The 25,654-nt window shown below is 47.2% G+C and carries 20 protein-coding genes; 9 read left to right on the top strand and 11 right to left on the bottom strand.

Going from position 1 to position 25,654, the window contains the following annotated elements:
* The first annotated feature begins 113 nt into the window (after positions 1 to 113).
* Positions 114 to 560, top strand: a complete 447-nt coding sequence (locus tag RGU72_RS10085; protein ID WP_322119596.1) for an REP-associated tyrosine transposase — start codon at positions 114 to 116, stop codon at positions 558 to 560.
* Between the two features lie 232 nt (positions 561 to 792).
* A complete protein-coding gene (locus RGU72_RS10090; protein ID WP_322119597.1) occupies positions 793 to 2,418 on the top strand; it encodes an eCIS core domain-containing protein in 1,626 nt (541 codons plus the stop codon).
* A gap of 225 nt (positions 2,419 to 2,643) precedes the next feature.
* Here the strand turns inward: RGU72_RS10090 and RGU72_RS10095 are convergent, their stop codons facing one another.
* Positions 2,644 to 3,351, bottom strand: a complete 708-nt coding sequence (locus RGU72_RS10095; protein ID WP_322119598.1) for a TonB family protein — start codon at positions 3,349 to 3,351, stop codon at positions 2,644 to 2,646.
* A gap of 499 nt (positions 3,352 to 3,850) precedes the next feature.
* On the opposite strand from RGU72_RS10095, the gene RGU72_RS10100 reads away from it, so the two are divergent.
* Together RGU72_RS10100 and RGU72_RS10105 are read left to right on the top strand one after the other, a co-directional pair.
* Positions 3,851 to 4,687: an AraC family transcriptional regulator gene (locus RGU72_RS10100; RefSeq protein ID WP_322119599.1), complete on the top strand. Its 837-nt coding sequence runs from the start codon at positions 3,851 to 3,853 to the stop codon at positions 4,685 to 4,687.
* Positions 4,688 to 4,737: 50 nt separating this feature from the next.
* Positions 4,738 to 5,859, top strand: coding sequence for a serine hydrolase (locus RGU72_RS10105; protein WP_322119600.1), 1,122 nt, complete (start codon positions 4,738 to 4,740; stop codon positions 5,857 to 5,859).
* Between the two features lie 182 nt (positions 5,860 to 6,041).
* Here the strand turns inward: RGU72_RS10105 and RGU72_RS10110 are convergent, their stop codons facing one another.
* Positions 6,042 to 8,240 carry an OsmC domain/YcaO domain-containing protein gene (locus tag RGU72_RS10110; RefSeq protein ID WP_322119601.1) on the bottom strand — a complete coding sequence of 733 codons (2,199 nt, stop codon included), beginning with the start codon at positions 8,238 to 8,240 and terminating at the stop codon, positions 6,042 to 6,044.
* A 415-nt stretch (positions 8,241 to 8,655) separates the two neighbouring features.
* Between RGU72_RS10110 and RGU72_RS10115 the strand changes: the two genes are divergently transcribed.
* Positions 8,656 to 8,967 (top strand): hypothetical protein, encoded by a 312-nt coding sequence (locus tag RGU72_RS10115; RefSeq protein WP_322119602.1) that lies wholly within the window; start codon positions 8,656 to 8,658, stop codon positions 8,965 to 8,967.
* Between the two features lie 86 nt (positions 8,968 to 9,053).
* On the opposite strand, the gene RGU72_RS10120 is transcribed toward RGU72_RS10115, so the two are convergent.
* Entirely contained in the window at positions 9,054 to 9,932 is an 879-nt protein-coding gene (locus tag RGU72_RS10120; protein WP_322119603.1) for a DUF4349 domain-containing protein, read from the bottom strand.
* A 242-nt stretch (positions 9,933 to 10,174) separates the two neighbouring features.
* Between RGU72_RS10120 and RGU72_RS10125 the strand changes: the two genes are divergently transcribed.
* The 4 genes from RGU72_RS10125 (at position 10,175) to RGU72_RS10140 (ending at position 13,656) form a co-directional block, all read left to right on the top strand.
* Complete coding sequence (locus tag RGU72_RS10125; protein ID WP_322119604.1) at positions 10,175 to 10,483, top strand: hypothetical protein; 309 nt, start codon at positions 10,175 to 10,177, stop codon at positions 10,481 to 10,483.
* A 620-nt stretch (positions 10,484 to 11,103) separates the two neighbouring features.
* The gene (locus RGU72_RS10130; RefSeq protein WP_322119605.1) at positions 11,104 to 11,508 is read left to right on the top strand and encodes a TlpA disulfide reductase family protein; all 405 of its coding nucleotides are present in this window, start codon (positions 11,104 to 11,106) and stop codon (positions 11,506 to 11,508) included.
* A 5-nt stretch (positions 11,509 to 11,513) separates the two neighbouring features.
* Entirely contained in the window at positions 11,514 to 11,753 is a 240-nt protein-coding gene (locus tag RGU72_RS10135) for a hypothetical protein (RefSeq protein WP_322119606.1), read from the top strand.
* 178 nt (positions 11,754 to 11,931) lie between these two features.
* Positions 11,932 to 13,656 carry a glycosyltransferase gene (locus tag RGU72_RS10140; RefSeq protein WP_322119607.1) on the top strand — a complete coding sequence of 575 codons (1,725 nt, stop codon included), beginning with the start codon at positions 11,932 to 11,934 and terminating at the stop codon, positions 13,654 to 13,656.
* Positions 13,657 to 14,054: 398 nt separating this feature from the next.
* On the opposite strand, the gene RGU72_RS10145 is transcribed toward RGU72_RS10140, so the two are convergent.
* The 8 genes from RGU72_RS10145 to RGU72_RS10180 all read right to left on the bottom strand — a co-directional run bounded on the left by RGU72_RS10145 (position 14,055) and on the right by RGU72_RS10180 (position 25,649).
* The gene (locus tag RGU72_RS10145; protein WP_322119608.1) at positions 14,055 to 14,933 is read right to left on the bottom strand and encodes a DMT family transporter; all 879 of its coding nucleotides are present in this window, start codon (positions 14,931 to 14,933) and stop codon (positions 14,055 to 14,057) included.
* Between the two features lie 141 nt (positions 14,934 to 15,074).
* Positions 15,075 to 16,910: a translational GTPase TypA gene (gene typA / locus RGU72_RS10150; protein WP_322119609.1), complete on the bottom strand. Its 1,836-nt coding sequence runs from the start codon at positions 16,908 to 16,910 to the stop codon at positions 15,075 to 15,077.
* A gap of 181 nt (positions 16,911 to 17,091) precedes the next feature.
* On the bottom strand, positions 17,092 to 18,027 hold the full coding sequence (truB, locus tag RGU72_RS10155; RefSeq protein WP_322119610.1) for a tRNA pseudouridine(55) synthase TruB: 936 nt from the start codon (positions 18,025 to 18,027) through the stop codon (positions 17,092 to 17,094).
* Positions 18,028 to 18,221: 194 nt separating this feature from the next.
* The gene (rbfA, locus tag RGU72_RS10160; RefSeq protein WP_322119611.1) at positions 18,222 to 18,611 is read right to left on the bottom strand and encodes a 30S ribosome-binding factor RbfA; all 390 of its coding nucleotides are present in this window, start codon (positions 18,609 to 18,611) and stop codon (positions 18,222 to 18,224) included.
* Between the two features lie 120 nt (positions 18,612 to 18,731).
* Positions 18,732 to 21,653 (bottom strand): translation initiation factor IF-2, encoded by a 2,922-nt coding sequence (gene infB / locus RGU72_RS10165; protein WP_322119612.1) that lies wholly within the window; start codon positions 21,651 to 21,653, stop codon positions 18,732 to 18,734.
* A 58-nt stretch (positions 21,654 to 21,711) separates the two neighbouring features.
* Positions 21,712 to 23,271: a transcription termination factor NusA gene (nusA, locus tag RGU72_RS10170; protein WP_322119613.1), complete on the bottom strand. Its 1,560-nt coding sequence runs from the start codon at positions 23,269 to 23,271 to the stop codon at positions 21,712 to 21,714.
* Positions 23,268 to 23,753: a ribosome maturation factor RimP gene (gene rimP, locus RGU72_RS10175; RefSeq protein ID WP_322119614.1), complete on the bottom strand. Its 486-nt coding sequence runs from the start codon at positions 23,751 to 23,753 to the stop codon at positions 23,268 to 23,270. Before rimP ends, nusA begins: the two co-directional genes overlap by 4 nt.
* A 207-nt stretch (positions 23,754 to 23,960) precedes the next feature.
* Positions 23,961 to 25,649: a pseudouridine synthase gene (locus tag RGU72_RS10180; RefSeq protein ID WP_322119615.1), complete on the bottom strand. Its 1,689-nt coding sequence runs from the start codon at positions 25,647 to 25,649 to the stop codon at positions 23,961 to 23,963.
* Positions 25,650 to 25,654: the final 5 nt, after the last annotated feature.

A 25,654-nucleotide genomic window follows, 5' to 3' on the forward strand; every position in this document is an offset into this window, starting at 1 on the left:
TTGTGGCGTGTTTTTGTGCCACGAGGCTCGTCTTTGCTGGGGAATCGTTTCACAGAAATTGACGAGTTATCGCCTTCAAGGCACGCTGTGATCTTATTTTTCCTGCATTTCTCATGTCTAATTATCGACGATCAAATATCGCTGGCGGTACATATTTTTTCACCGTAAATAGCTCTCGTCGGCGACCTATTTTGGCCACCGAATCATTGCGTGATGACTTACGCCTGGCGATTCAAAAAACACGCCTGACACATCCATTTGAGATTGATGCATGGGTGCTTCTGCCAGATCATTTGCATTGTATCTGGACGCTGCCGCAAGGTGATGCGGACTTCTCTGTTCGCTGGTCGATGATCAAACGGTTGGTCTCACAAGCTTGTGCCGATGAGTTTGGCGTGGATAATTTATCTGCCTCACGAACGCAAAGAAAAGAATCGGGCATCTGGCAACGACGCTTTTGGGAACATCAAATCCGTGACGATAACGACTTTGCACTGCATGTCGATTATATTCACTTTAACCCGGTGAAACATGGTCTGGTTGCGGATGCGACGGTTTGACCACATCCGACATTTCATCGTTATCTGGCGTAAGAGATGTTGCCACCGGATTGGGGATTTGGTGCAGATGTTGCTGGGTATGTTGGGAGTAGGTATTTGCTGGGGATAGATCGTTGCGCATGGCGCACTTTATCTCTGCATTTTATTTTTTTAATGTCATTTATTTTTTTATAACTTTTTCGTTTAAAATAATCACTCATTCTGATGGTACTTCCAATGTGCGAGGTGATTCATGAGTTCAGCCGCTCCGATGCAGCAAGCCAAAACCAACGTGAGGCCGACGACTGAACAGCGTGCCAGCCAATTGGCAACGCAACACCAGCAAAGCAGCGCGGACGCTGTCCACAGTGACTTTACCGACTTACGCGCGCAAACCACTGCGCAGCTCCAGGTGCAAAACGTAGCCGACAACAGTCCCCAAAGCCGACAACTCCACTCTTTTCAACAGATGGCACAAAACAGCGCGCGCTCGATGCAGCTCAAAACCATGAGCGCGATGATGAATGCGCCTGCCGTGCAACGTGTGGAAGAGGAAGAAACGCTGCAACACAAAACGAAGGGTGAAACGGTGCAGCGTGAAGCGACGACCAACGCAACCGAAGCGCCAAAGCCGAATAACACAGGTCTACCCGACCATCTTAAATCGGGCATTGAATCGCTGTCTGGCATGAGCATGGATCATGTCAAGGTGCACTATAACTCTTCACAACCAGCACAATTGAACGCCCATGCCTATGCGCAGGGTAGCGAGATTCATGTGGCACCAGGGCAGGAACAGCATTTGCCACACGAAGCCTGGCATGTAGTACAGCAAGCGCAGGGGCGCGTGCAGCCGACGATGCAGATGAAGGCTGGGACTCCGGTAAATGATGATGCTGGGTTGGAGGCTGAGGCGGATGTGATGGGAGCGAAGGCTTTCCAATATCAAAAAAATAGGGTTCAGCTTACAGATCGCCCTGCCTCCGCCATATTGCAACGCAGAGTGATCAAAATGTTAGGTGACGACGAAGAGGTGAACCGTAGCGCTGAAATTCTAGCGGCTGATGATGGGCAACAAGTAGTATCTTGGCCTTTTGAGGGAGAACTTAAGTCACCAGAAGTTGAAACATTTATTGCCCATAGTGCGGGTGCTACTTTAAATGAACAGACACCAGAAGATTTTGCATTAGGCTTGATCCCAAAAACGCTTCCGCGGACTTTTTATTCAATACGAATTGCTGGTTGTAAGACAGGGAAAACACTGGAGAATGGAAGTTCCTTTGCATCTTCACTTCAAAATTCGCTCAAAAGTAAAGGAAGGGTGGTGAGTGTAACTGCACCGAAAAAAGGGCTTTATATTGGTGGGCCAAGAATGTATATCCAATCGGATGAGGTGCCGTTCAATCAGCCAGCGTTTAGAGATGTGTCTAGACCGGCACTAGCGCAATTAGAAATAGACCGTGTGAATCGCTTGGTTGAAGCATGTAAAAATTGCATTCCGAACATTGCCGCAGATGACATTAAGAAAGTGGAAGTCGCAACAAAACTAAACTCAATTGCACAACGCAGGACCAACAAGACTCCAATTAATGGCTCTCAACAAAAAAATATTGAGAAGATAAGAGAAACGCTGGAATTTTGTAAAAACACAACAAAATTAGGAAGGCCGTTTGTAGATGCGGTACTCGCTGAAATAATTACCATTGCGGGTGGTGCTCACGACGACGCTGACTGGGTAAAAGCACAAGAAAAAGCAATCTACAAACAAGCATTTGAGGCATTGATGCTGGTTGACGAGCGATTCAAAATTGATGATACATTTGGAACAAACCAAGAAGCTTGGACAACTGAAGCGTATCTTCCAATAGCGTCTATCTAAAGCTAGGTATTTACACAAAGAATCAATCAAATCAGCGAGCGCAGTGCGCGTGGCGCTTCACTGGCTATTCTCAGTTTAAGCCATGCGTTTCCCCCTTGGTGCGAGCGGTACTCGCGCGCAATGCCTTTGCGGCTTGTCGCATACTTTTGAGCCGCGAGCCGCATTTTGATTGGACGTGCAATCACGAATCTATACTTCAAGAGGAAGTATAGCTGCCCTCGCCTACTACTTTTGAACGAACCTGATTGCTTGTGCATCCGCGATGCGTTTGCCACCTCTCTCGGCTGGGACAAACTCACATGAGCGTGCGATGCGCAGACTTTCTTGGTCTAGTTGCTCGTCATCACTGCCCCACTGGACTTGAGCATTGAGTACTTTACCTTTGTCGGAAATAGACATACCGACGACGATGCCGACTCCATTTTCTTTATCGAGGGCGACGCGAAGTTTTTCTGATGGTTTGCAGCTTTTTGGGTCGATCAATGCTGGGCTGATATCAGTGCTATCAAATTTCCAGAGGTAAGCGATTTTACGTTCGCTCGGTATCCACCGACCCGCGGGTATCACCTGACAGCCAATGATTGCGTTCATCACGGTGACGTCGAGTAATTTCCAGCCGCTGCTTTTTTCTAGCTGGAAGGCGCTGATCTTGCCAGCATTGTCGATCATCAGGTTGAGGATGGTTTTACCTTGCATACCGATGCGGAGAGCTGGTTTGGGATAGGCAGGAATAGCACAGACCTTATCGATCTCGATAACTTTAATGTCGTTATTTTTAGGTGGCTCTGATGCCTCTACTGCAGCAGCAGAGGCCGTTGCAGCAGGCACCGCCACGGATGTCTGATCTGTAACGACCGGCTGTTCTGCCGCCGCTGGCAGACACAGGATTGAGTTTAAGACCAACAACGATACGGCACTAATCAAACTACGCATACGAACCTTGATGAAAAATTAAGATGCGGAATTGTAATCTGTTTAATATCTCTTTTGTTAGACAAGATAAGTGAAATGCGTGAGTCCGAAATCAGTTCTTAGGTCTAGCAGTATTGAGTTGTGTGACTGCATCGCAAACATATGGAATAACAAACTGGACCTTCGCTAATTTTCCGATACCGAGTAAGCGAAGTTAGGCCGGAGAACTGTCCCGATTCTACCTTCCTCCATTAAAGCAAATTCTGCTTAAAGCCGAATTGATACTGCTTGTCCGTCAAAACTGCTGTTTGATCTGATCTTGATTGAATGTCGTTTCTCTTGCTTCTACACTCGGGCATTTCGTTCAACCACAACTAGGGTGTCGAATCTTGAATGAACACGTTTTTCCGACATCAATGTCAAGCATAGGCTTATGTCACTTTAAGACTAGTACCTGCTTTTCGGTTGTACAAGTCACATTCATATTCGTAGTCCCGCCGTTCCAATTGAGGAGTCCAGAATGATCGATCAATTTGCTTCAGGTCAGTATTACGGCACCAATGCGTTTGACCGACGTTTTAAAAGTTTGGGATTGAGCCACTTGCGTGCCACGGTGCATGAGCATGATGTGGAAGAACATAGCCATACTGGAGCACATATTGTGTTGGCCACGCGCGGCCGCTATGTGACATCCGCATCAGGTACCCAGCGAGCAGGTCCTGTGCTTGTCTACAATCCGCCGGATGTCGTTCACCGAGATCGTTTTGCTGGCGACGGCGGCTGGTTCTTTGCGATTAGCTTCAATCCCGAGGATTCTCGCGAGCTGCTTGAACACATCAAACTCCCCGATTTTGCGATGCGCCACGATGATCCCATCGCTGTCAAACAAGCTTTTGGCTTGCTACAGGCGGCCGCTTCTAGTGACGCGTCGCGACTGGATTTAGAGACGATTACATTGAATCTATTAGCGAGTTTTTACAAACAAAGCCCTTTGTCGCCCAATCCACCTCCATGGCTGCGGCGGGCGCAAGAGATGATCGCGGATAGGTCGACTGAGGATTTAGGTATTGCCGACATCGCTGACGCTGTCGGTGTGCACAGGGTGTATCTGGCACGACAATATCTTCGTCATATTGGATGTACTCCCGGCGTTGATCTGCGTCGGCGCCGGGTAGAGCATGCCACGCAATTGATGATGACGACCGATGAGGCATTGTGTGATATTGCGCTCGCCTCCGGCTTCTGTGACCAGAGCCATCTGAACCGGGCGTTCCTACATCAGTGGGGTCTAACGCCAACGCATTTCGCGAAGCTCAGCTCGTCCAATCATGGTTTCAAATGTCCAAGATCGGTTTGAGCGACGTAGTTAAGATTTGGGCTTGTTCACTTATTTTTCGGAGTTTCGATATGAATGTTAAAAATAGTCTTAGTGTTGCCCTCATGATTTCTCTCGGTGCTCTGCTGCTAAAAAGTGAGGCAATGTCAGATCCCCTGACTACGCAAAATGATTGGGTGATCAAAGCACCGGCGTCGCAAGGATTGGATACTGCAAAACTAGTAGCGATGGATGAGGCGATCAAAAAGGGCACGTTTCAGCAGATCACTAGTGTTCTGATTGCCAGACGTGGTCAGCTCGTCTATGAGTCTTATTATGATGCGGATGGCGTTGACGCTTTGCGCAACACCCGATCAGCGACAAAGACGATTACTGGGATGCTGGTGGGAGCGGCGATTGATCGTGGTCATATCGCCTCGGTTTCCGCGCCCATACTTCCGCTTCTTCAACGCAAAGAGCCTCTTGAAAATCCTGATTCACGCAAAGCCAAGATCACGGTTGAGGATTTGTTGACCATGAGCTCGATGATGGAATGCGATGATCAAAATCAATTTTCTCGTGGCAATGAAGAGCGCATGTATTTAATCGAAGACTGGGTGAAGTTTTACCTTGACCTCCCGATCAAAGGTTTTGCTGCATGGGTCACCAAACCCTCAGCCTCGCCTTATGGCCGCGCATTTAGCTATTGCACTGCGGGCTCGACAACACTAGGTGCAGTTATTCAAAACGCGACCAAAATGCCTTTGGCCGATTTTGCGCAAAAAACCTTATTTACGCCCCTGGGTATTACTAAGACGGAGTGGCAATATTCGCCGCTAGGTCTAGCACAAGGTGGTGGTGGTTTAGGTCTGCGTAGTCGCGATCTACTTAAATTCGGTCAACTGCTAGCCAATGGCGGATCATGGCATGGTCAGCAAATATTACCGGCAGCGTGGGTAAAAGCGTCCGTCACACCGCATGCTGAGGTGGATGAGCAACGTAATTATGGCTATCTACTTTGGTTGTACCCATATAGCGCCAAAGGTGTGACACATCAGGCATATCAAATGGCCGGAACAGGTGGAAACAAGGTCGTGGTTTTTCCTGATCTAGAGTTGGTAGCACTGGTGACGACGACCAACTATGGTGTACGCAATCCACACCAAATCACCGATAAGTTAATTGCTGACTTCATTGTTACGGCAGTTGAGTAGGGTGCAAATCATCAAGGCGCTATAGTTTAAAAAAGCGCCTATTTGACCTTCCTGTTTATTGGCCTACAAATCATGGTTAGAAGTAGCCGTGTAGCCATCTAGAGCGAGTGCAACCCAAGCAACACATGCCAACGCATGCTAGTGAGGCGGGTTGCGCCCACCCTACTTATTTCTCCCTTAATTTATTGACCGAGACTCTTAGCCCGCGCGACGTGCAATTTCTTGTAGCTATCAATCAAACGCTGATGGCGGTCCAAGCCTTCCAACTTCATACTCGTAGGCGTTAAGCCGTAGAAGTGTATGCTGCCGTTGACTGATCCCATTACCGCATCCATACGCTCGTTGCCAAACATGCGACGGAAATTGACTTCGTAATCGGCTAGTTCTAGGTCATCATCCAGCATGACCTCTAGCACTACGTTTAAAGCTTGATAAAACAATCTGCGTTCGACCGTGTTATCGTTGTATTGCAAGAAGGTTTGCGCCAGCTCTTGCGCTTCCTCAAATTGCTCTAAGACTAAATTAATTAGGAGTTTTAATTCCAACACGGTGAGTTGTCCCCAGACCGTGTTCTCGTCAAATTCGACGCCGATCAAGGTGGCGATGTCGCTGTAATCGTCTAGCTCGTTGTTGTCTAAACGATCGAGCAATGCCTCTAAGGCACCATCGTCGAGTTGATGCACGTTCAAGATATCGTTGCGGAATAATAAGGCTTTGTTGGTGTTATCCCAGATCAAATCTTCGACGGGATAAACCTCTGAATAACCCGGCACCAAAATCCGGCAAGCGGTCGCGCCTAACTGGTCGTACACAGCCATGTAGACCTCTTTGCCCATGTCGGCGAGGATGCCGAATAAGGTGGCGGCTTCTTCTGCATTGGCGTTACTGCCTTCGCTGGTGAAGTCCCATTCCGCAAATTCGTAGTCGGACTTAGCACTGAAAAAGCGCCATGACACTACGCCGCTGGAATCGATGAAGTGTTCGACAAAGTTATTCGGCTCAGTCACGGCTTGGCTGACAAAGGTAGGCTGAGGTAAATCGTTGAGGCCTTCAAAACTGCGACCTTGCAGTAGCTCGGTCAAGCTACGTTCCAGTGCTACTTCTAGGCTCGGGTGTGCGCCGAAGGAGGCAAATACGCCGCCTGTGCGCGGGTTCATCAGAGTCACGCACATGACCGGATATTGTCCGCCGAGCGAGGCGTCTTTTACCAGTACCGGAAAGCCTTGTTCTTCCAAGCCTTGAATGCCTGCCAAGATGCCAGGATATTTCGCCAGCACTTCTTGCGGCACATCAGGCAAGGCGATTTCGCCTTCTAAAATTTCGCGTTTGACGGCGCGTTCAAAAATTTCAGACAGACATTGCACTTGCGCCTCGACCAGCGTATTACCAGCGCTCATGCCATTGCTGGCGAATAGGTTCTCGATCAGGTTCGATGGGAAATAGACGGTCTCGCCGTCGGATTGCCGCACATATGGTAGCGAGCAAATGCCGCGCTCTGTATTACCAGAATTGGTATCAATCAGATGCGAGCCACGTAGCTCTTTATCGGGGTTGTAAATCGCTAAGCTGTACGCATCCAGAATCTCTTTTGGTAGCGCATCTTTTTTGCCAGGCTTAAACCAGCACTCGTTCGGATAATGGACGAACTCGGCATTGGCGATGTCTTCGCCCCAGAACGAGCCTGCGTAAAAATGATTATTACTCAGGCGCTCAATATACTCGCCCAAGGCCGATGCCAAAGCGCTTTCTTTGGTCGCGCCCTTGCCGTTGGTAAAACACATCGGTGAATGCGCATCGCGGATATGCAGCGACCATACATTCGGGATGATATTGCGCCACGAGGCAATTTCAATCTTAATGCCGAGACCCGCGAGCAAGCTGGACATATTGGCGATGGTTTTTTCCAACGGTAAGTCTTTTCCGAGGATGTAGGTGGCAGCATCTGCATCTGGATTTAAGGTCAGCAAGGCTTGCGCGTCGGCATCTAAACTCTCTACCTCTTCAATCACAAACTCTGGTCCAGCCTGCACCACTTTTTTCACTGTGCAGCGGTCGATAGAGCGCAAAATTCCTTGACGATCTTTATCAGAAATATCGGCGGGTAATTCGACCTGGATCTTAAAGATTTGTGCGTAACGATTCTCTGGATCAACAATATTATTTTGGGACAGGCGGATATTCTCAGTAGGAATATTGCGCGTGTTGCAGTACAACTTCACAAAGTACGCCGCGCACAGAGCCGATGAGGCCAGAAAGTAATCGAAGGGCCCGGGTGCTGAGCCATCGCCTTTGTAACGGATAGGCTGATCGGCTACCACCGTGAAGTCATCGAACTTGGCTTCGAGGCGAAGCTTATCGAGAAAGTTAACTTTAATTTCCATGAGAGTGTTCCAAAAAGGCGGCCAAAAGTGCGTAAAAGTGAATTAGGCGCCATTATCCGTTCTTTTAGCCTGATAGGGTAAGCGGTAGAATCAGAGCACTCTGGCTCCCGGTAGAAATTAACGCAACCTCCAATATAGCCATAGTTGAAGTGCATCATTTCGCAAATGCTGAGGGTATGCAGGCGGCTTGGGGGATACAGTGTTCCATACAATATTTTCTCGTTTGAGCACTGCATTTATCGACCAGTCGTGCGCATTGATTTGCACCTGATAGACTAACTCTGTATTCCGCAGTACGCATTTATTTCTGGCTGTTCGCTGTCTTCTGCGGGCGTTTCCTCTTATACTCGCGCCTTTTGACAAACAAGCTGTAGCGTTTGCCAGCTCTTTGTCCGACATATCTAAAGGAATCCACATGACACACGCGCATCCACAATCCTGGTCTGAACTGTCGCCACTAGCTATTTCTGAAGACGCGGTGCGTCAATTGCATCCGGAGGAATCCCATAAGCTGTATCTGAATACCTACCCCGAGATTGAGGCAATCAGCATCAAGGCCAGCCATGCATTTGTGCTGTATGTCTTGCAAGGCGAATGCACGCTGACGATCGCTGGTAAGTCGGTAGCGTTGGCTGCTGCTCAGTTAATCCATCTGGAGGCGGGGGTAACTGCTTGCGTCGCAGGTGCCGACGGCATGAGTTTGATGAAGGTGTTTCAGCGCGGCTGATGACTTACGTGGGTTGCGCGATGCGCACCACTTCAAATGATGAAAGTTCATGATGAACCTTCATCTTGTGAGTACTAAAGCACACGTCAATTCTTTTCAAACTTCCGTCTTCTGTACTGCTTGATTTTTTTGAATAGCCAAACACAAAAAGTCAGAAGCAGCAGCCATGGCAATGCGGTTGCGATAAAGGTGACGACCATTGCCAGTGCATCTAGGCTATTGCGTACGAAGCCAGAAGCGGCGCTGCTTAATGGTGCCAAGACAGAAGCCTTGTTTGCAGAGGCAATTCGGATGTTGAGAATTTCGGTATCGACGCGTTTCATCAAGACAACGCGTTGTCCACTCAATGATTCTAGATCGGACTGGACTTGCACCAGTTGCTCATTGACTTTAATCAGCGCATCAATATCGCTGCCCGCCTTGGCGCGCAGACCTTCCAGCCGACTACGAAAATCTTCTTTGAGCGCGATCTGTTTTGCCGTGTCTTCAATCCGTCCGCTCAAATCCTCTGCGCTGGTGCGCTGATCGGATAACTTACCTTCGTGGCTGACTAACGCGATTAGCTTAGGAATATCTGCGGGCTTTGCACGCAACTTTAAATTAGCGCTAGCGAAATCACTGCCGCTAACGCTAATATCCAAAACATCGCAACTCTCGGCAGCATCACAGGTGCGCTTGAGGTTCTCGACTAATGGCGTAATTTTTTCTTCAGCAATATTGATGCCGATAGAATGCTCGTAAGCAAGATAACGACGAGAGGACTCCTTCGCTTTTGATGGCGCCCTACTTTCTCCAGGTTCCCTTTGCGCTGACGCAGGCATTTCTGCCTGAAGAGGAGAAGCGACCTCTTGCGCCAACACGACGCCTGTCGGTCTTCTATACTCATCATCCGAAGTCTCTTTTTTCGAGCAAGCACTCAGGCTAAACATCGCTAGAAGCATACAAAAGCAAGCAGTTTTTTTCATAAGATGACTTGTAGTTTGAATATGAAATAGATACTAACTGAGCGTATTGAAATATGCACGCTGAAAACATAAATCGGACGCTCCAGCGGTATTTCGTACAAGATGTTTTATCGTCAGATTGAGGAACGATATAGATCGTTATATGTAATTTGCAGAGTGAATATGGATGGCGAATAGGCGAGTGCTTATAATGCATAACACGCAATATGCAACTTCACACTTGATTTGAAAGTTTATCTTTGATGATAGAAATCATATTTTTAATCTTGCCAGTTGTTTTTGCACTCTCGCTAAAGAAGGGTTCAGATAAAGATCTAAGTCGATATCGCGAAGAGGCGAAGGAACAGTTTCGCGCTTATCGAGCGAAGTCCAGCGATGCTCGCTTTGCCTTCAATGGTGCGGATGCTGAGATCGTTAAAGAAGATGAGTCTATTACTAGCGACGAAGACAATGGCGTAGTTGTTCACTACAGGTTAACCTGTTTCGCTAGAAATGCAGCGGGCGAATATTTTATGTATGTGTCAAATCAAAACGGCAGGCCATTTTTTTAAACACGTCAGCCAAAGTAACGCCAAAATCGCTCTTGGAAAAATTTACGTCAGTCTGCAAAAATAGCATTCGTAGCGCTAGGATAACCACGCGATCCGTTTCATCGGATATCCTCTGTTTTTAAGCTATTTTATTTTCTATCATTAGTGCATAAAAATGCCGTAATGATAATGCGGCTGGTGGCATGTTTTCGGGCTGCGGGGCGCATTTTTATTAGGGGATTCTTTTTTTCTTAGACACTTTTTACATAGCTTGTTGTATCAGCAAACATAGCCTGAGCAATGGCAAGATGAATGATATGTGCGAGACTGGGGATAGTTCTAACGTCTGCAGTTTTTCATCGATAAAAAATTGCGCTTCGTCATACACTTCTTACAAAAAAAATCATACTCGCTTTGCTGGTCGCTTTTTTCAATAACCTCAATAAAAAATATTGACATCATTCAATCAAGAATGACGCCTCGATCTTTTTAATCAATCTCAATTATTTATGAAATTTTCTCTAATAATTTTTTTGAGCTAGCTCAACATCCTGCTACCAGGCATCACAAGTGCGACAACTGATGATCCCAACATAAAACTACTAAGCATCGAAGAAGCCAAGTTCCGAGAGAAAAATGATGTGAAAGCTGATAGCAAGGTGGAATACAAAGATGAAAATGCGAAGTTGATCTCTTTTAGCGAGTTTCAGACTTTGTTGCAAAAATTTAGACATGTGAATATTGCAAAAAGAAAACTGATGTTTGAAAATGATCAGGGACAAATAGTCAGCGGTCCTGCGACGTTTATTTTTTCCGTGTCGAATAAAGAGAAAGAAATTTTTCTTGATAAGGCGAAATACGCAATTAATGCTGGCGACACTTTCCCGCCATCTACTTTAAAAACATTAGATGAGAAGACTTTGGATAACCGGGAATTAACAGGTCGCTATACGCTGGTGAACTTTTTCTTCGCTGATTGTGCACCTTGTATTCAAGAGCTTCCATTACTCAATGCATTTGCAGAAAAAATCGGCATATCCAGTTAATCGCCATGACATTTGACGACCAAGACCGGACGAAAAAACTTGTCGCCGGTCATCCATTTAAATGGCGTGTGGTTCCTGGTGCAAAAACTCTGATTGATCAGCTTGGGGTGAAGGCTTATCCTACTTTTGCATTACTTGATTCAGCAGGCAAGCTCATTGAGTTTAAACAAGGTTTAAGTATTAACGAGAAAAGCAATGCCTTAGAAAAATGGATTGAGGGGATCATCGCTGCACAAAATAAATAATTAATTGATAACTAATCGACATGTGCAACGGCAGAAACACCGTCGATCAAATCGCACAAAAGTCTGGCATTGCCTTATGATCTTGGCGGAGACAAAATTACACCTTTATTGTGTGAATGATGCATAAAATTTAATGCTCTTAAGCCACACACTATCTATTACCTTAGTAACAAACCTTATGAAGCCTGTTCGCCTACCTGCTGCTGCAACGATTGCTCTGCCACGCTGGAGCATCATCGCTTTATGTTTGCTGTATATCTTGCCCGGTTTAATTGGCCGTGATCCCTGGAAAGGGGATGATGCGGCTAGCTTTGGCATTATGTGGACGATGGCGCATGGTGGGATGGTTGATTGGTTGTGGCCGCATATCGTCGGGTTACCGATGCCGGAAGAAGGTCCTCTGGCATTTTGGCTGGGTGCAATCTGCATTAAGTTATTTGGCTGGCTAATGGGCGATGCGATGGCGGCAAGGCTGTCGACTGGTATATTTTTTATGCTGGGATCAGTGTCTGTCTGGTACACCACGTATTTATTGGGCAGAAGAACAGAAGCTCAACCATTAAAGCTTGCCTTTGGCGGTCAGCCTGAGCCGAGAGATTTTGGGCGGACGCTAGCAGATGGTGCGCTGCTGATTTATCTCGGTTGCCTTGGTTTGTTATTACGAAGTCACCAGACCAGCGCAGAGGCACTACAAATTGCGTTGGTCGCTTATGCGCTTTACTCGTGCGCAAGATTACTGGATTTGGCCAGTAAAAAGAACGCTTTAAAATTGGGAATTACTTTAGGGCTGCTGGTACTTACGAGGGGCTGGGTATTGCCACTGGGCTTGGGGATTACCTTGATTGGTCTTTGTTTTTATCGCCAGCAAAAGCAATATCAGCTCATGCTGAAATATTCGTTTCCGGTGGCCGTGTTAGTCGCCTCATCTTGGTTGCTTGCCGTTAGCATTGCGCACCCGTATGACAGCACACCTTTACCTGCATGGATGCTGTGGAATTCTCGCCAAATTGATTTGCCTAGTGTAGACAATATTTCATATTTTTTTAAATATGGCATTTGGTTTGCTTGGCCTGCCTGGCCATTTGCAGCATGGGCAATTTATGCATGGCGCAAACAGGAAAAGGCTTTGCATATTTCTTTGCCGGTGTCGTTTTTTAGCTGTTTTGTGGTTCTGGCGTTTATCAATCCGTATGCAGAAGAAGGAATTTTATTGCCGATACTGCCACCGCTGGCGATATTGGCCGCGTTCGGTTTGCCAACAATGAAGCGTAGCGCAATTAATGCCGTGGATTGGTTTGCGGTAATGGTCTTAACCGGTGTCGCGGCGTTGTTCTGGCTGTATTGGATTGCTGCACAAACTGGATGGCCAGTAGGCGTAGCCAAACAAGTTGCGCGCTTCTCGCCTAGCCATCAAGCGCACTTTAATGGCTTTAGCTTTGTCATTGCTTTGTGTACCACGATTGCCTGGTTTGCGATTGTATATTGGCGTATTTCTCGCCAGCCAGCCGTGTTGTGGCGGGCAGTTGTGTTATCAAGTGGCGGGGTTATTTTATGCTGGTTATTGTTACTGACCTTGGGATTGCCCATCATCAATGACAGGATTAGTTATGCCGACTTGACCCAAGATTTGGTACGGAATATGCCGCATAATTATCGCTGCATTGATAGCAATGTCGATCCGTCGCAACGTGCCTCATTTGCCTATTTTGGCGGTTTGCATTTTGCAGGTTTTACCGACCAGCCTTGTGACATGCTGTTGCTACAATCAAGTCGCCATACACTGAATGCCAGCCCGGTGGTGGATGGCAACGCCTTCCCGGGGACTTGGGAAGTGATCTGGACAGGACATCGAGCATCTGACCGGGACGAATTATTCTCGCTGTATATTCAGAAAAAGCCGTAATTGAATGATTTCAGCTTGCTCTGAAACTGTTCAAGATACAATATACTCTCAATTATTTTTGTAGAAAATGGCTGATTGCTCAATATTTATATGGACAATCAAAATATACTTATAGGGAGTATATTTAATCCAGATTTTCCATTGGAACAGCAACAATTGACCCTTTGGCGGACTGACTGGCTATCCGCGACGACGACGCAAGCTGCATCTTGCTAGGAGGAGCAACAAAGCCAGGCAGTTCGCCAAAGGGTCAATTGTCGCTGTAACGCTCGCACTCAAATCGCGGTCGTGCTATCCCGCTGAAGACCGCACGCCGTCTGCGTTTCTTGCGAAGTGGTAGCGGTCTAATGGAAAATCTGGGTTTAAAGCATCAATATAAATTGCTAACATTATTTGGCTTAAACCGTCTCTTTAATAGCAGCGAACTCATTCCAGGCCAGCGCAGCTAACACCACGGCGCCGCCATAGATCGTTGCATTCGCCGGCACTTCACCAGCACCGAGCCAAGCCCAAATCGGCCCCAGCAACACTTCCACCAAAGCCAACAAAGATACCTCGGGCGCAGCCAGACTTCTGGTTGCACGAACCATCAACATGCATGGAAAACCTAATTGAAATACGCCTAACACGGCGAGTATTAATAAGTCATGTGCAGATGCCTGAAAAGGCAAGGCAAATGGCAGCATCGCCAGCGCAGAAATCACGCCACCAATCATGACTGCGGGCGCTAAATCCAACGCGTGCCCACCCTTTTTCAACACGATCACGTTGACTGAGGCTGCTACTGGTATCCCCATCGCAATCAACATGCCAGTCAACCCTCTACCATCGACTTGTGACATGCCGCCAGCGAACATCCAGACCATACCTGCCAATGTCACAGCGATGGCTAACCAGGTGCGCGTCAATATCTTTTGGCGGAGAAAAATCCAGGCGAAAAAGGCTGTCAACAACGGTGAAACACTCATGACAATCAACGTATTAGCCACGGTGGTCATGGTGAGGGCAATCATAAAACAACAAAACATGATGGCCCACATAATGCCAGAGACAAATCCAAAGCGACCAACGGATAATAGTTTTTTCAACGCACCGGTATTGTGCTGCACACTCATCGCCAGCACGACATAGATGGCAGCAAACAGGCTGCGCCAGAAGGTAACTTCAAAGCCACGTGCAACATCAAGATGCCGCGTCAGCACACCTGCGGTGCTCCACAATATAGCGACGCAGATCATTAAAAGCAAAGCAGTACGATGGCTGGGTTGATTGTGCATAGGATATTTTATTCAGCTCAAATGCAAATTAAAAATCTCGGTTAAATAAAAAAACCCGTTTAACTCGAACCACTGTGTGGAGGAGCAAAACGGGTTTCAATTCTATCTGGCGATCATGCTAATCGGCAGATCAAACTTTAATTACGCGTCGCGAGAAGCCTTTTTACGCTCGTGCTCTTTCAAATAACGCTTACGCAGACGAATGCTCTTAGGCGTGACTTCAACCAACTCGTCATCCTCAATAAATTCAACTGCATATTCCAGACTCATCTGAATTGGTGGTACCAAACGTACTGCTTCATCCGTACCGGAGGAGCGCACGTTAGTTAATTGCTTACCTTTGATCGGATTCACAACCAGATCATTGTCACGGGAGTGAATACCGATAATCATGCCTTCGTACACCGGATCGTTGTGAACAACGAACATACGGCCGCGATCTTGTAATTTCCAGATTGCATAAGCGACGGCAGCGCCATCATCTTGAGAAATCAACACACCATTGCGACGACCTGCTAACTCACCTTTAGAATTATCAACTGGCGCGTATTCATCAAACACATGGCTCATCAAACCTGTACCGCGCGTCAATGTCATGAATTCGCCCTGGAAGCCGATCAGACCGCGTGCAGGAATACGATATTCGAGGCGCACACGACCTTTGCCATCCGGTTCCATGTTTTGCAAATCACCGCGACGACGACCGAGCTCTTCCATCACGCCGCCCTGGTTGTTTTCTTCGACATCCACGGTCAAGTTTTCATACGGCTCATGGCGCACGCCATCCACCATTTTGAATACGACACGTGGACGGGAAACGGAAAGTTCAAAACCTTCGCGACGCATATTTTCGATCAAAATCGTCAGATGTAATTCGCCGCGACCGGATACTTCATAAGTAGAGTCATCGTTTTCAGCTTGTACTACACGCAAAGCCATATTGGCTTTCAATTCGCGATCCAAACGATCGCGGATTTGACGCGTTGTAACGAATTTACCTTCGCGACCAGCCAATGGTGAATTGTTAACCATGAAGTTCATTGTCAAGGTTGGCTCATCAACCTTCAACATTGGCAAACCCAGCGGTGTATCTGGTGCGCAGATAGTAGAACCGATACTGATTTCTTCGATACCGTTAATCAACACGATGTCGCCAGCCAGTGCTTCGTCAACCAAAATACGATCCAGACCTTTAAACGTCAGAACCTGATTGATACGTGCTTTGGTTGGCTTGTCGTCTGGACCATTCATCCAAATAACGTCTTGTAGAGGCTTAACACGACCGCTCAAGATACGACCAACACCGATCTTACCAACGTAAGAGGAGTATTCCAAAGACGTGATCTGCAATTGCAAAGGACCATCTGGATCATCTTGACGCGCAGGAACGTGTTTTAGGATCGCCTCGAACAAGGGATCCATGTTGCCTTCGCGGATATTATCTTCCAAACCTGCATAGCCTTTGAAGCCAGATGCATAAATGATAGGGAAATCTAACTGCTCATCAGTTGCGCCGAGCTTGTCAAACAATTCAAATGTCGCATTGACTGCTTTCTGCGGATCTGCATTTTCACGATCAATCTTATTCACAACGACGATCGGTTTTAAACCCAACGCTAACGCCTTACGAGTCACAAAACGTGTTTGCGGCATCGGGCCTTCTTGCGCATCGACCAGCAACAAAACGCTGTCTACCATAGACAATACACGCTCAACTTCACCACCGAAATCGGCATGGCCTGGCGTATCAACGATATTAATATGCGTACCTTTGTACTCAACAGCGCAGTTCTTGGACAGAATCGTGATGCCACGCTCTTTTTCAATATCGTTAGAATCCATCACGCGGGCATCAACCTGTTGGTTGTCGCGGAAAGTACCGGACTGACGCAATAATTGGTCAACCAGTGTGGTTTTGCCGTGATCGACGTGAGCGATAATGGCGATGTTGCGGATAGCGCGTTTTGTATTTGACATGGTAGCGAGAAGATTTAGGGAAATTCAGATAACCCAATATTATAACATGTTGTACTGCACAACATTTGGATAATAAGCAAAACTCCTATTATTTCAAGGAGTTACTACGTGTTAGTGACAAGAACTGATTACTACTAGAATCTTCTTAGATAAATTAAAACCAGCGATAGATCACTACAAATTACATCATCGTCGTTGCAATTAATCGTTCTGGCGCCAGAATGCTGTATTCCTGCAATTGGGCAGAACCTAGCAATTGTTGATCTGAGGCACGATATACGCGAACACGGCCAATTTGCGTAGGTAAGATGGTAGATTCTTTGCCTAAAGCTAAACGTTGCCCCTGTAAAAATCGCTTTGCCAGTTCTTCCGTCAAATCAAGTCGAGGAAAGCTAGATAGCAAGGCATCTACGGGTGCCAATAAAGCTAATCGGTCAGTTTCTTCGATCTCACCCAAAGCCTCAAGAGTGATCGATTTTTCCAAGATTAAATGCCCGACCTGGGTCCGTCGCAAAGCTTTTAGATGTGCTCCGCAAGATAATACTTTGCCGATGTCTTCACCCAATACCCGGATATAAGTTCCCTTGCTGCAACATACATTGAGCGTCAAATACGGGGCGTCATAACTTACAAAATCAAGACTATGGATTGTTACTGGCCTTGCCTCTCGCTCCAGGGTTATGCCGGCACGCGCGTACTCATACAGAGGTTTTCCATCACGCTTGAGGGCAGAATACATAGGAGGAGTTTGCAGAATATCACCACGAAATTGCGCTAAGGCGGCATGGATTTGCTCTTCAGTCACATTGACTGACAAGCTTTCTACGATCTCGCCTTCCGTATCTCCGGTAGTAGTGCTAACTCCCAGATGTACGGTAGTTTGATATGTCTTATCTGCTTCCAATAAATCTTGAGAAAATTTGGTCGCCTCACCAAAACATAGCGGCAACAAACCCGTCGCAAACGGATCCAATGTACCGGTATGCCCCGCCTTTTGCGCATTAAATAGGCGCTTTGCTTTAATCAGCGCGTCGTTGCTAGATAGTCCGACAGGTTTATCCAGCAATAAAACGCCGTGCACTGGCACACGTACTCTCTTTTTTACCGGACTATTCATAAGACGTGAGGGAGGTTTTTATTGCACCATTGACCTATCAGTGCATGAGTGACAAAACAGGCAAAAGCAGTAAATATTAACATCGACAGTTAGGCGACCAGATATAGGAAAAAGCTCAATCCGAACTCGATACATTAAGTACGTATAAAGCAGAACTTTTATCTATAAATGCCTAAGCCTAATGCCCATTGCAATTATGCTTCGCCGTCGTCTTTAGAGCGAGTAGCATTGGCCTCATCAATTAACTTGGACATTGCGATACCGCGTATCGTAGAAGTGTCATGCAGAAAATGTAATTGTGGCAGAGTATGAATATGCAGGCGGAGACCTAATTGATTACGCAAAAATCCAGCCGCTTTCGACAAGGCCTCAATGGTACTTTTTACCGCTACCGGATCATCCGCTAAAGTAGTAAAAAACACTTTTGCATGTGCGTAATCAGGTGTCAGATGCACCTCTGTCAAAGTGATCATGCCGACACGCGGGTCTTTTAATTCTGACCAGATGATTTCTGCCAGATCGCGCTGTATCTGATCTGCGACACGCAGACCACGTCCGGGAATATTTTTGCTATGTTTTGCCATAAAACCTAATTAGTAAGGGTGGGCAAGCTATTCACGTTTTGCCATATCGGCTGTTCGCAAACATCAGTGCCCACCCTCTTATTTTTAAAACTATTAAAAACGCTTACAACACATTTGTAATTACAAAGTACGGGCAATTTCCTGAATTTCAAAAATTTCCAACTGATCGCCAACTTCGATCTCGTTGTAATTCTTCAGAGACAGTCCACACTCCATACCTGCACGAACTTCTTTTGCATCATCTTTGTAGCGCTTCAGAGAATCAAGTTCGCCAGTCCAAGTAACAACATTGTTGCGCAGCAAACGTACAGAAGAAGTGCGTTTGATCACACCATCGATGACCAGACAACCAGCAATCGCGCCGACTTTGCTTACCAGGAAGACTTGTTTGACCTCGACCATACCAATAATGGTCTCACGCTTCTCCGGAGCCAACATGCCGGACAACGCTGCTTTAACTTCATCAACAGCATCATAAATGATGTTGTAGTAGCGAATATCAACACCGTTAGATTCGGCCAACTTGCGGGCAGAAGCATCAGCACGCGTATTAAAGCCAATAATAACGGCCTTGGAAGCTACCGCCAAATTGACGTCAGACTCTGAAATTCCACCGACTGCTGCATGTACAACTTGCACACGAACTTCGTTGGTAGACAGTTTCTGCAATGATTGAACCAAAGCCTCTTGCGAACCTTGTACATCGGTCTTGACGATAATAGGCAGATTTTTGACTTCTCCCTCGCCCATGTTTTCGAACATATTTTCGAGCTTGGCCGCTTGCTGTTTGGCCAGCTTAACGTCACGGAACTTGCCTTGACGGAACAGAGCAATTTCACGTGCTTTGCGCTCATCAGTCATGACCATGACTTCTTCACCAGCGACAGGCACTTCGGTCAAACCTTGAATTTCTACTGGAATCGAAGGGCCAGCCTCAGAAATGTTTTTACCATTTTCATCCAACATGGCACGTACGCGACCATAAGAAGAACCCGCCAGCACAACGTCACCACGCTTCAAAGTACCGGACTGAACCAAGATCGTTGCAACAGTACCGCGACCTTTATCCAGACGAGCCTCAACAACCAAACCTTTAGCCGGTGCATCTTTTGGCGCTTTTAATTCCAGAACTTCAGCTTGCAACAAAACTTGTTCGAGCAAAGCATCGATACCCAAGCCAGTTTTTGCCGAAACCTGAACAAATGGAGAATCACCACCATACTCTTCTGGCACAACACTTTCAGCGATCAATTCTTGTGAGACGCGGTCAGGATTTGCTCCTGGCTTATCAATCTTGTTGATAGCGACGACCAAAGGCACGCCAGCAGCTTTTGCATGGGCAATCGCTTCTTTAGTTTGTGGCATAACACCATCATCAGCTGCAACAACAAGAATAACGATATCTGTCGCTTTAGCACCGCGCGCGCGCATTGCTGTAAAAGCTTCATGACCCGGAGTATCAAGGAAAGTAATCATGCCACGCGGTGTTTCAACGTGGTAAGCGCCAATATGCTGGGTAATACCGCCAGCCTCGCCCGACGCCACTTTGGCACGACGAATATAATCCAGTAAAGAAGTTTTACCGTGATCGACGTGGCCCATTACCGTCACTACAGGGGCACGCGAGGTTAACTCATATTCTTCGTGATCAGCCGTATCCGTCAACATTGCTTCTGGATCATCCAGTTTTGCAGCAAAAGCTTTGTGACCCATTTCTTCAACCAGAATCATGGCTGTTTCTTGATCCAGCACCTGATTGATAGTGCACATCTGACCCAATTTCATCAAATGCTTAATAACTTCAGAAGCTTTTACGGCCATCTTGTGTGCTAACTCTGCGACAGTGATGGTTTCTGGAACGTACACGTCTTTAACAATTGCCTCTACTGGCGCCTGGAAATTAGTATCGCGACCATCTTGCTGATGTGAACGACGTCCTTTAGGACCGCCCTTCCAACCATCACGTCCACCAGACGTATCACCACGAGTTTTGATACCAGCACCACGCTTTTTAGCGTCGTCTTGCCATGTGGAAGAAACATTAGCCGACTTAATGGATTTTTTATCCACCGCGACCACTGGTTTCTTCTCATCTTTTTTCTCAGTAGCTGGTTTCTTCTCTGCGATCTTCTTATCGGAAGGTTTGTGCAGTGTACCTTCGGCCACTTTAGGAGCAACCACAGGCTCAGGGGCTTTGGCAGGACGACGAGCAGCACTCATCATTTCTTTAATTTGCGCAACCTCATCCGCTACTTTTTTACGAGCGACTTCTGTAACGGCAGCACGTTCTGCCGCTTCTTTTGCCTCTGTAACGATTTTCTTCTTCGCTTCATCAGCTGAATGACGTTTTTTATCATCATCTGAAGACGATACAACTGGAGCTGCTGCAGCTACAGGAGCGGCTTGCACAGAAACACTAGCGGCAGATGGCGCATGCACTACTTCTGCTTTCGCACTATTGTTGAGTGCCGCAGCAGCGACTGCCGCTTGTTCTGCTCTCAACTTATCTGCTTCCACCTTAGCCTCATTAGCGGCAGCTAGTTCAGCTTTGCGCAAAGCTTGAGCCTGTATTTCTTTTTCAGCTTCCAGCTTGGCAAGATGTTCTTGCTTTTGAATCAACTCTGCCTCTTGACGCATGATCAATTCAGCTTCTTTGCGCGCTTCTTCCTCATGACGCGCAACATCTACCGGATCAACCACCATCGCTGCAGGGCTAGTCTGATCTTCTGCGGCAGCTTCATCACGCTTCACGAAAGTACGCTTTTTACGAACTTCAACTTGAATCGTACGCGACTTACCAGTTGCATCTGCTTGCTTGATTTCAGTCGTTTCTTTGCGGGTCAGCGTGATTTTTTTCTTATCTGCATCCGCAGCCACACCATGAGAGCGACGCAGATGCTCCAGCAATCGATCTTTATCTTCTTTTGACAGCGCGTCGGACGTCGAGCTTTTACTGACGCCTGCGTCACGCAATTGCGTTAGCAGCAAATCCGCTGACATCTTCAGCTCTGTGGCAAATTGGGCTACATTGTTACTCGCCATTCAGTCCTCTTTTTCTATGTGCGCCTGATAAAACGCTTAAATGATTATTAACTCGGAATTATTGTGCTTCTACGAGTTTCCATGCTGAAGCTAACAAAGCCTTGGCATGATCATCATATTTAGCGTCGATGAGCTTCATCTCATCATCAGTCACGTCTTCAAATGCATCTTTAATTAATTGGCGCGCACGTTCGGCTGACAGCGCCAAAATCGCTCCAAATTCGTCATACGCCAGACCACCAAAAGCCTGTAGTGTCTTAATGCCTGCTAAACCCAGCTTGCCAGCAGTTACACGGCTCATACCTTCCAGGTTGATCAAAGCATCCTCGACACCATCAACACCTTCTTCGGAAGCGATCGCCTCCGTGAGCAATGCATCTCTAGCGCGGTTGCGCAACTCATTTACCGTATCTTCATCGAAGGCTTCAATTTCCAGCATTTCACTGATAGGTACGTAAGCTATTTCTTCCAAACTAGCGAAACCTTCATCAACCAAGATATCTGCAACCTCTTGATCAACGTCTAGCTTCTCCATAAACAAAGCACGAACACCAGCAGTTTCTTGCTCTGCTTTACTAGCGGATTCTTCCGCCGTCATAATATTAATTTGCCAGCCAGTTAATTCAGCTGCCAAACGAACGTTTTGACCACTACGACCAATGGCAATCGCCAGATTTTCATCATCAACAACAACGTCCATACCATGCTTTTCTTCATCTACCATGATAGAAGAAACATTGGCAGGAGCAAGAGCACCGATAACAAATTGAGCCGGATCTTCTGACCAAAGTACGATATCAACGCGTTCGCCGCCCAACTCACCAGTTACCGCCTGAACGCGCGAACCACGCATACCAACACAGGTGCCGATAGGATCAATACGTTTATCGCTGGTATAAACTGCGATTTTGGCGCGTATACCGGGATCACGTGCGGCAGATTTGATAACCAACGAACCTTGCTCAATTTCTGGCACTTCCAACTCGAACAACTTCATGATGAATTCTGGTGCGGTCCGAGACAAAATAACTTGTGGGCCACGCGCGTTACGATCGATACGCAAAATATATGCACGAACACGATCACCAACACGCAAATTCTCTTTAGGAATCATCTGATCTCGTGGCAAGCGTGCTTCAATCTTGCCAGACTCAACAACGGCCTCACCACGCTCCATGCGCTTGATCGTGCCAGTCACCAGGGAATCGCCGCGCTCAAGAAAATCAGCCAAAATTTGTTCACGCTCTGCGTCACGGATGCGTTGCAAAACAACTTGCTTAGTATCTTGCGCGAAACGACGACCCAACTCTACTGACTCAATCGGCTCTTCGATGTATTCATCGACTTCGATATCTTGATATTGCTCAACAGCCTCGAAATGCAAAATTTCCTGATCAGGCAATTGCAAACCTGCATCATCAGGCACTACGCGCCAGCGGCGATAGGATTTATATTCGCCTGTATCACGATCAATTTCTACGCGAATATCGACTTCACCTTCATAGCGCTTCTTTGTGGCCTGAGCCAAAGCATGCTCCAACGCAGCAAAAACGATATCTTCATCAACGTTTTTCTCACGCGCCAGCACATCAACCAATAATAAAACTTCGCGACTCATGCTTTGCGGCTCCTAAAATCTACTTGCGGCACCAAACGTGCCTTATCCAAATCGGCAAGCGTGAACTCCAGCATTGCCGCACCGTCTTTACCTTCAAATTCCAACTTCAGCTTGTCACCTTGAGGCTCATGCAAAACACCTTCAAATGTTTTGCGATTCTGCGCACCAGGCATTGGCAAACGCAACTTAATAGTCGCTTTTTCGCCAACAAACCTGACGAAATCAGTCAATTTCATCAACGGCCTATCAAGACCAGGAGAAGAAACTTCCAACCTCTCGTAATTCATATTCTCAACCGTTAATACATGTGACAGTTGGTGGCTGACCTTCTCACAGTCTTCAACCGTGATATTGCCCTTCTCTGCGTCTGTCGGCAAAAAGTCAATATAAACTCGAAATAAGCCACGATCTGCCCGTTCAAAATCAACCAGATCGTATCCGGTGCCATTGACGGTCTTTTCTATCAATTCCAACAACTGCAAGAGTATTCTCCGAAAAATGCTTAATTTGTCTAGCAACAAACTGCTTCGCCAAAAAAAAATGGGCTACTGCCCATCGTTTTTAGAACGCCCCATTATCCCAACCTATGGAGGCAAAATCTGCTAACTGCAAGATTATAAACGATTATTTACTCTATCGCAATGGACGAACAGAGCAAAATTAGGTGTATTACATAGCAACAAGCAACATCAAACACCTTTAGAGCGTCTGCGAGCAGCAATCCCCTGACCTATAGCCTGACCACTTCCTCGCGCTGTACCACCACGTCGCTGCTGGCCAGCATCTGGAAATCCTAGCGCTGTCTGCATTGGATCTGGCTGACGACTACGCTTTTTACCTTCTGCGTCATTCCGCCCGGGACCTCCACTATTACGAGTGCCACCAAACTCAGGGCGCGGCGCGTTAAATCGACCTTGTGGCTTATCGAAAGGATTGACAGGACGACCCGGTGCCTTGTTACCATTTGGACGTGCCGCGAATTCTTTACCAGCGGGCTTATCACCACCGGCTTTTTCCAAGCCACTGATTTTCAGTAAGCTACGGACTGCATCTTCTTCCAGCTCATCCCAACGACCACGCTTTAAACCTGCGGGCAAAGTCATTACACCGTAACGAGTACGAATCAGACGCGACACCGTCAAACCTACAGCCTCAAACATACGACGCACCTCGCGATTACGCCCCTCACCGATGACAACGCGATACCACTTATTTACACCTTCGCCACCGCCATCCATAATTTTGGAGAATTGTGCTAAACCATCTTCAAGCTCGACACCAGCGAGCAGCTTTTGGCGCATTCCTTCTTCCAAGTCACCTAAAGTGCGCACAGCATATTCGCGCTCAATACCGTAGCGTGGATGCATAAGCCGATTCGCCAAATCACCAGAGGTCGTGAATAACAACAAACCTTCCGTGTTGTAATCAAGACGCCCTACCGCCAGCCACTTACCGACCTTCATTTGCGGCAAACTGGCGAATACGGATTGACGCCCCTCCGGATCACTCATACTTACAATTTCACCCGCCGGCTTGTGGTAAACCAAGACACGAGGTGGTTTTTTACTAATTTTGCGTTGAATTGGTTTACCGTTAATCCGAACCTGATCAGTTGGAAGAATACGTTGACCGATATGTGCAGGCTCACCATTCACAGATACGCGTCCAGCAACAATCAAATCCTCCATATCACGACGTGAACCAAGGCCAGCTTCAGCCAGAACTTTATGCAATTTTGGAGCATCATCATCCGCAGTAAGATCACGTCTCACTACTTTACTTGTACGCCCCCTACCTTTGTCTTGCCCAGCATCTGCAGCAACGTCGAATGCTTCCGATGTAACAAATGAAAAAACATCATCTGCGCTGTTGGCGGCGGGACGACTTGCAGGACGAACACCACGCGCCTGACTTGGGTGACGACCTTTATTTAATCCGTTACCGGAGCTATTTCCTGCACCACCATTAGGGCCAGCAGAGCGATTGCCAAATTGCTCTTCACGCGATGGGCGCGCTGCACGATTGCCGCTTTGCTCATCCCGTGGCGTGCGTGGTGCGCGATTTTCGCTATGCCCCTCGCGCGACAGTCTTGCTGGACGCGGCTCACGCGAACCAGCATCAGTACGCTGTACTCGATCACCCTGTGGGCGAACTGCTCTTGGTTTTCGCTTTTCAACACCGATTTCAGCACCTGGCATATCAACTACGGCAGTCACAACGCCCTCAACCGCACCACTATCTGCCGCATCAGCTTTCGGCCGGGATCGGCGCATATTGCGCGGCCCACGCACACCGCGCTTTACTGGCTTTTGCGCATTATCATCACCACCTTCAGCAGATGCATTCGGTTTAATATCGTCTGGATTATTTGTATTCATTAGTC

It is taken from the genome of Undibacterium sp. 5I1 (genome assembly GCF_034314085.1).
In the GTDB taxonomy this organism is placed as follows: Bacteria; Pseudomonadota; Gammaproteobacteria; order Burkholderiales; family Burkholderiaceae_D; genus Undibacterium.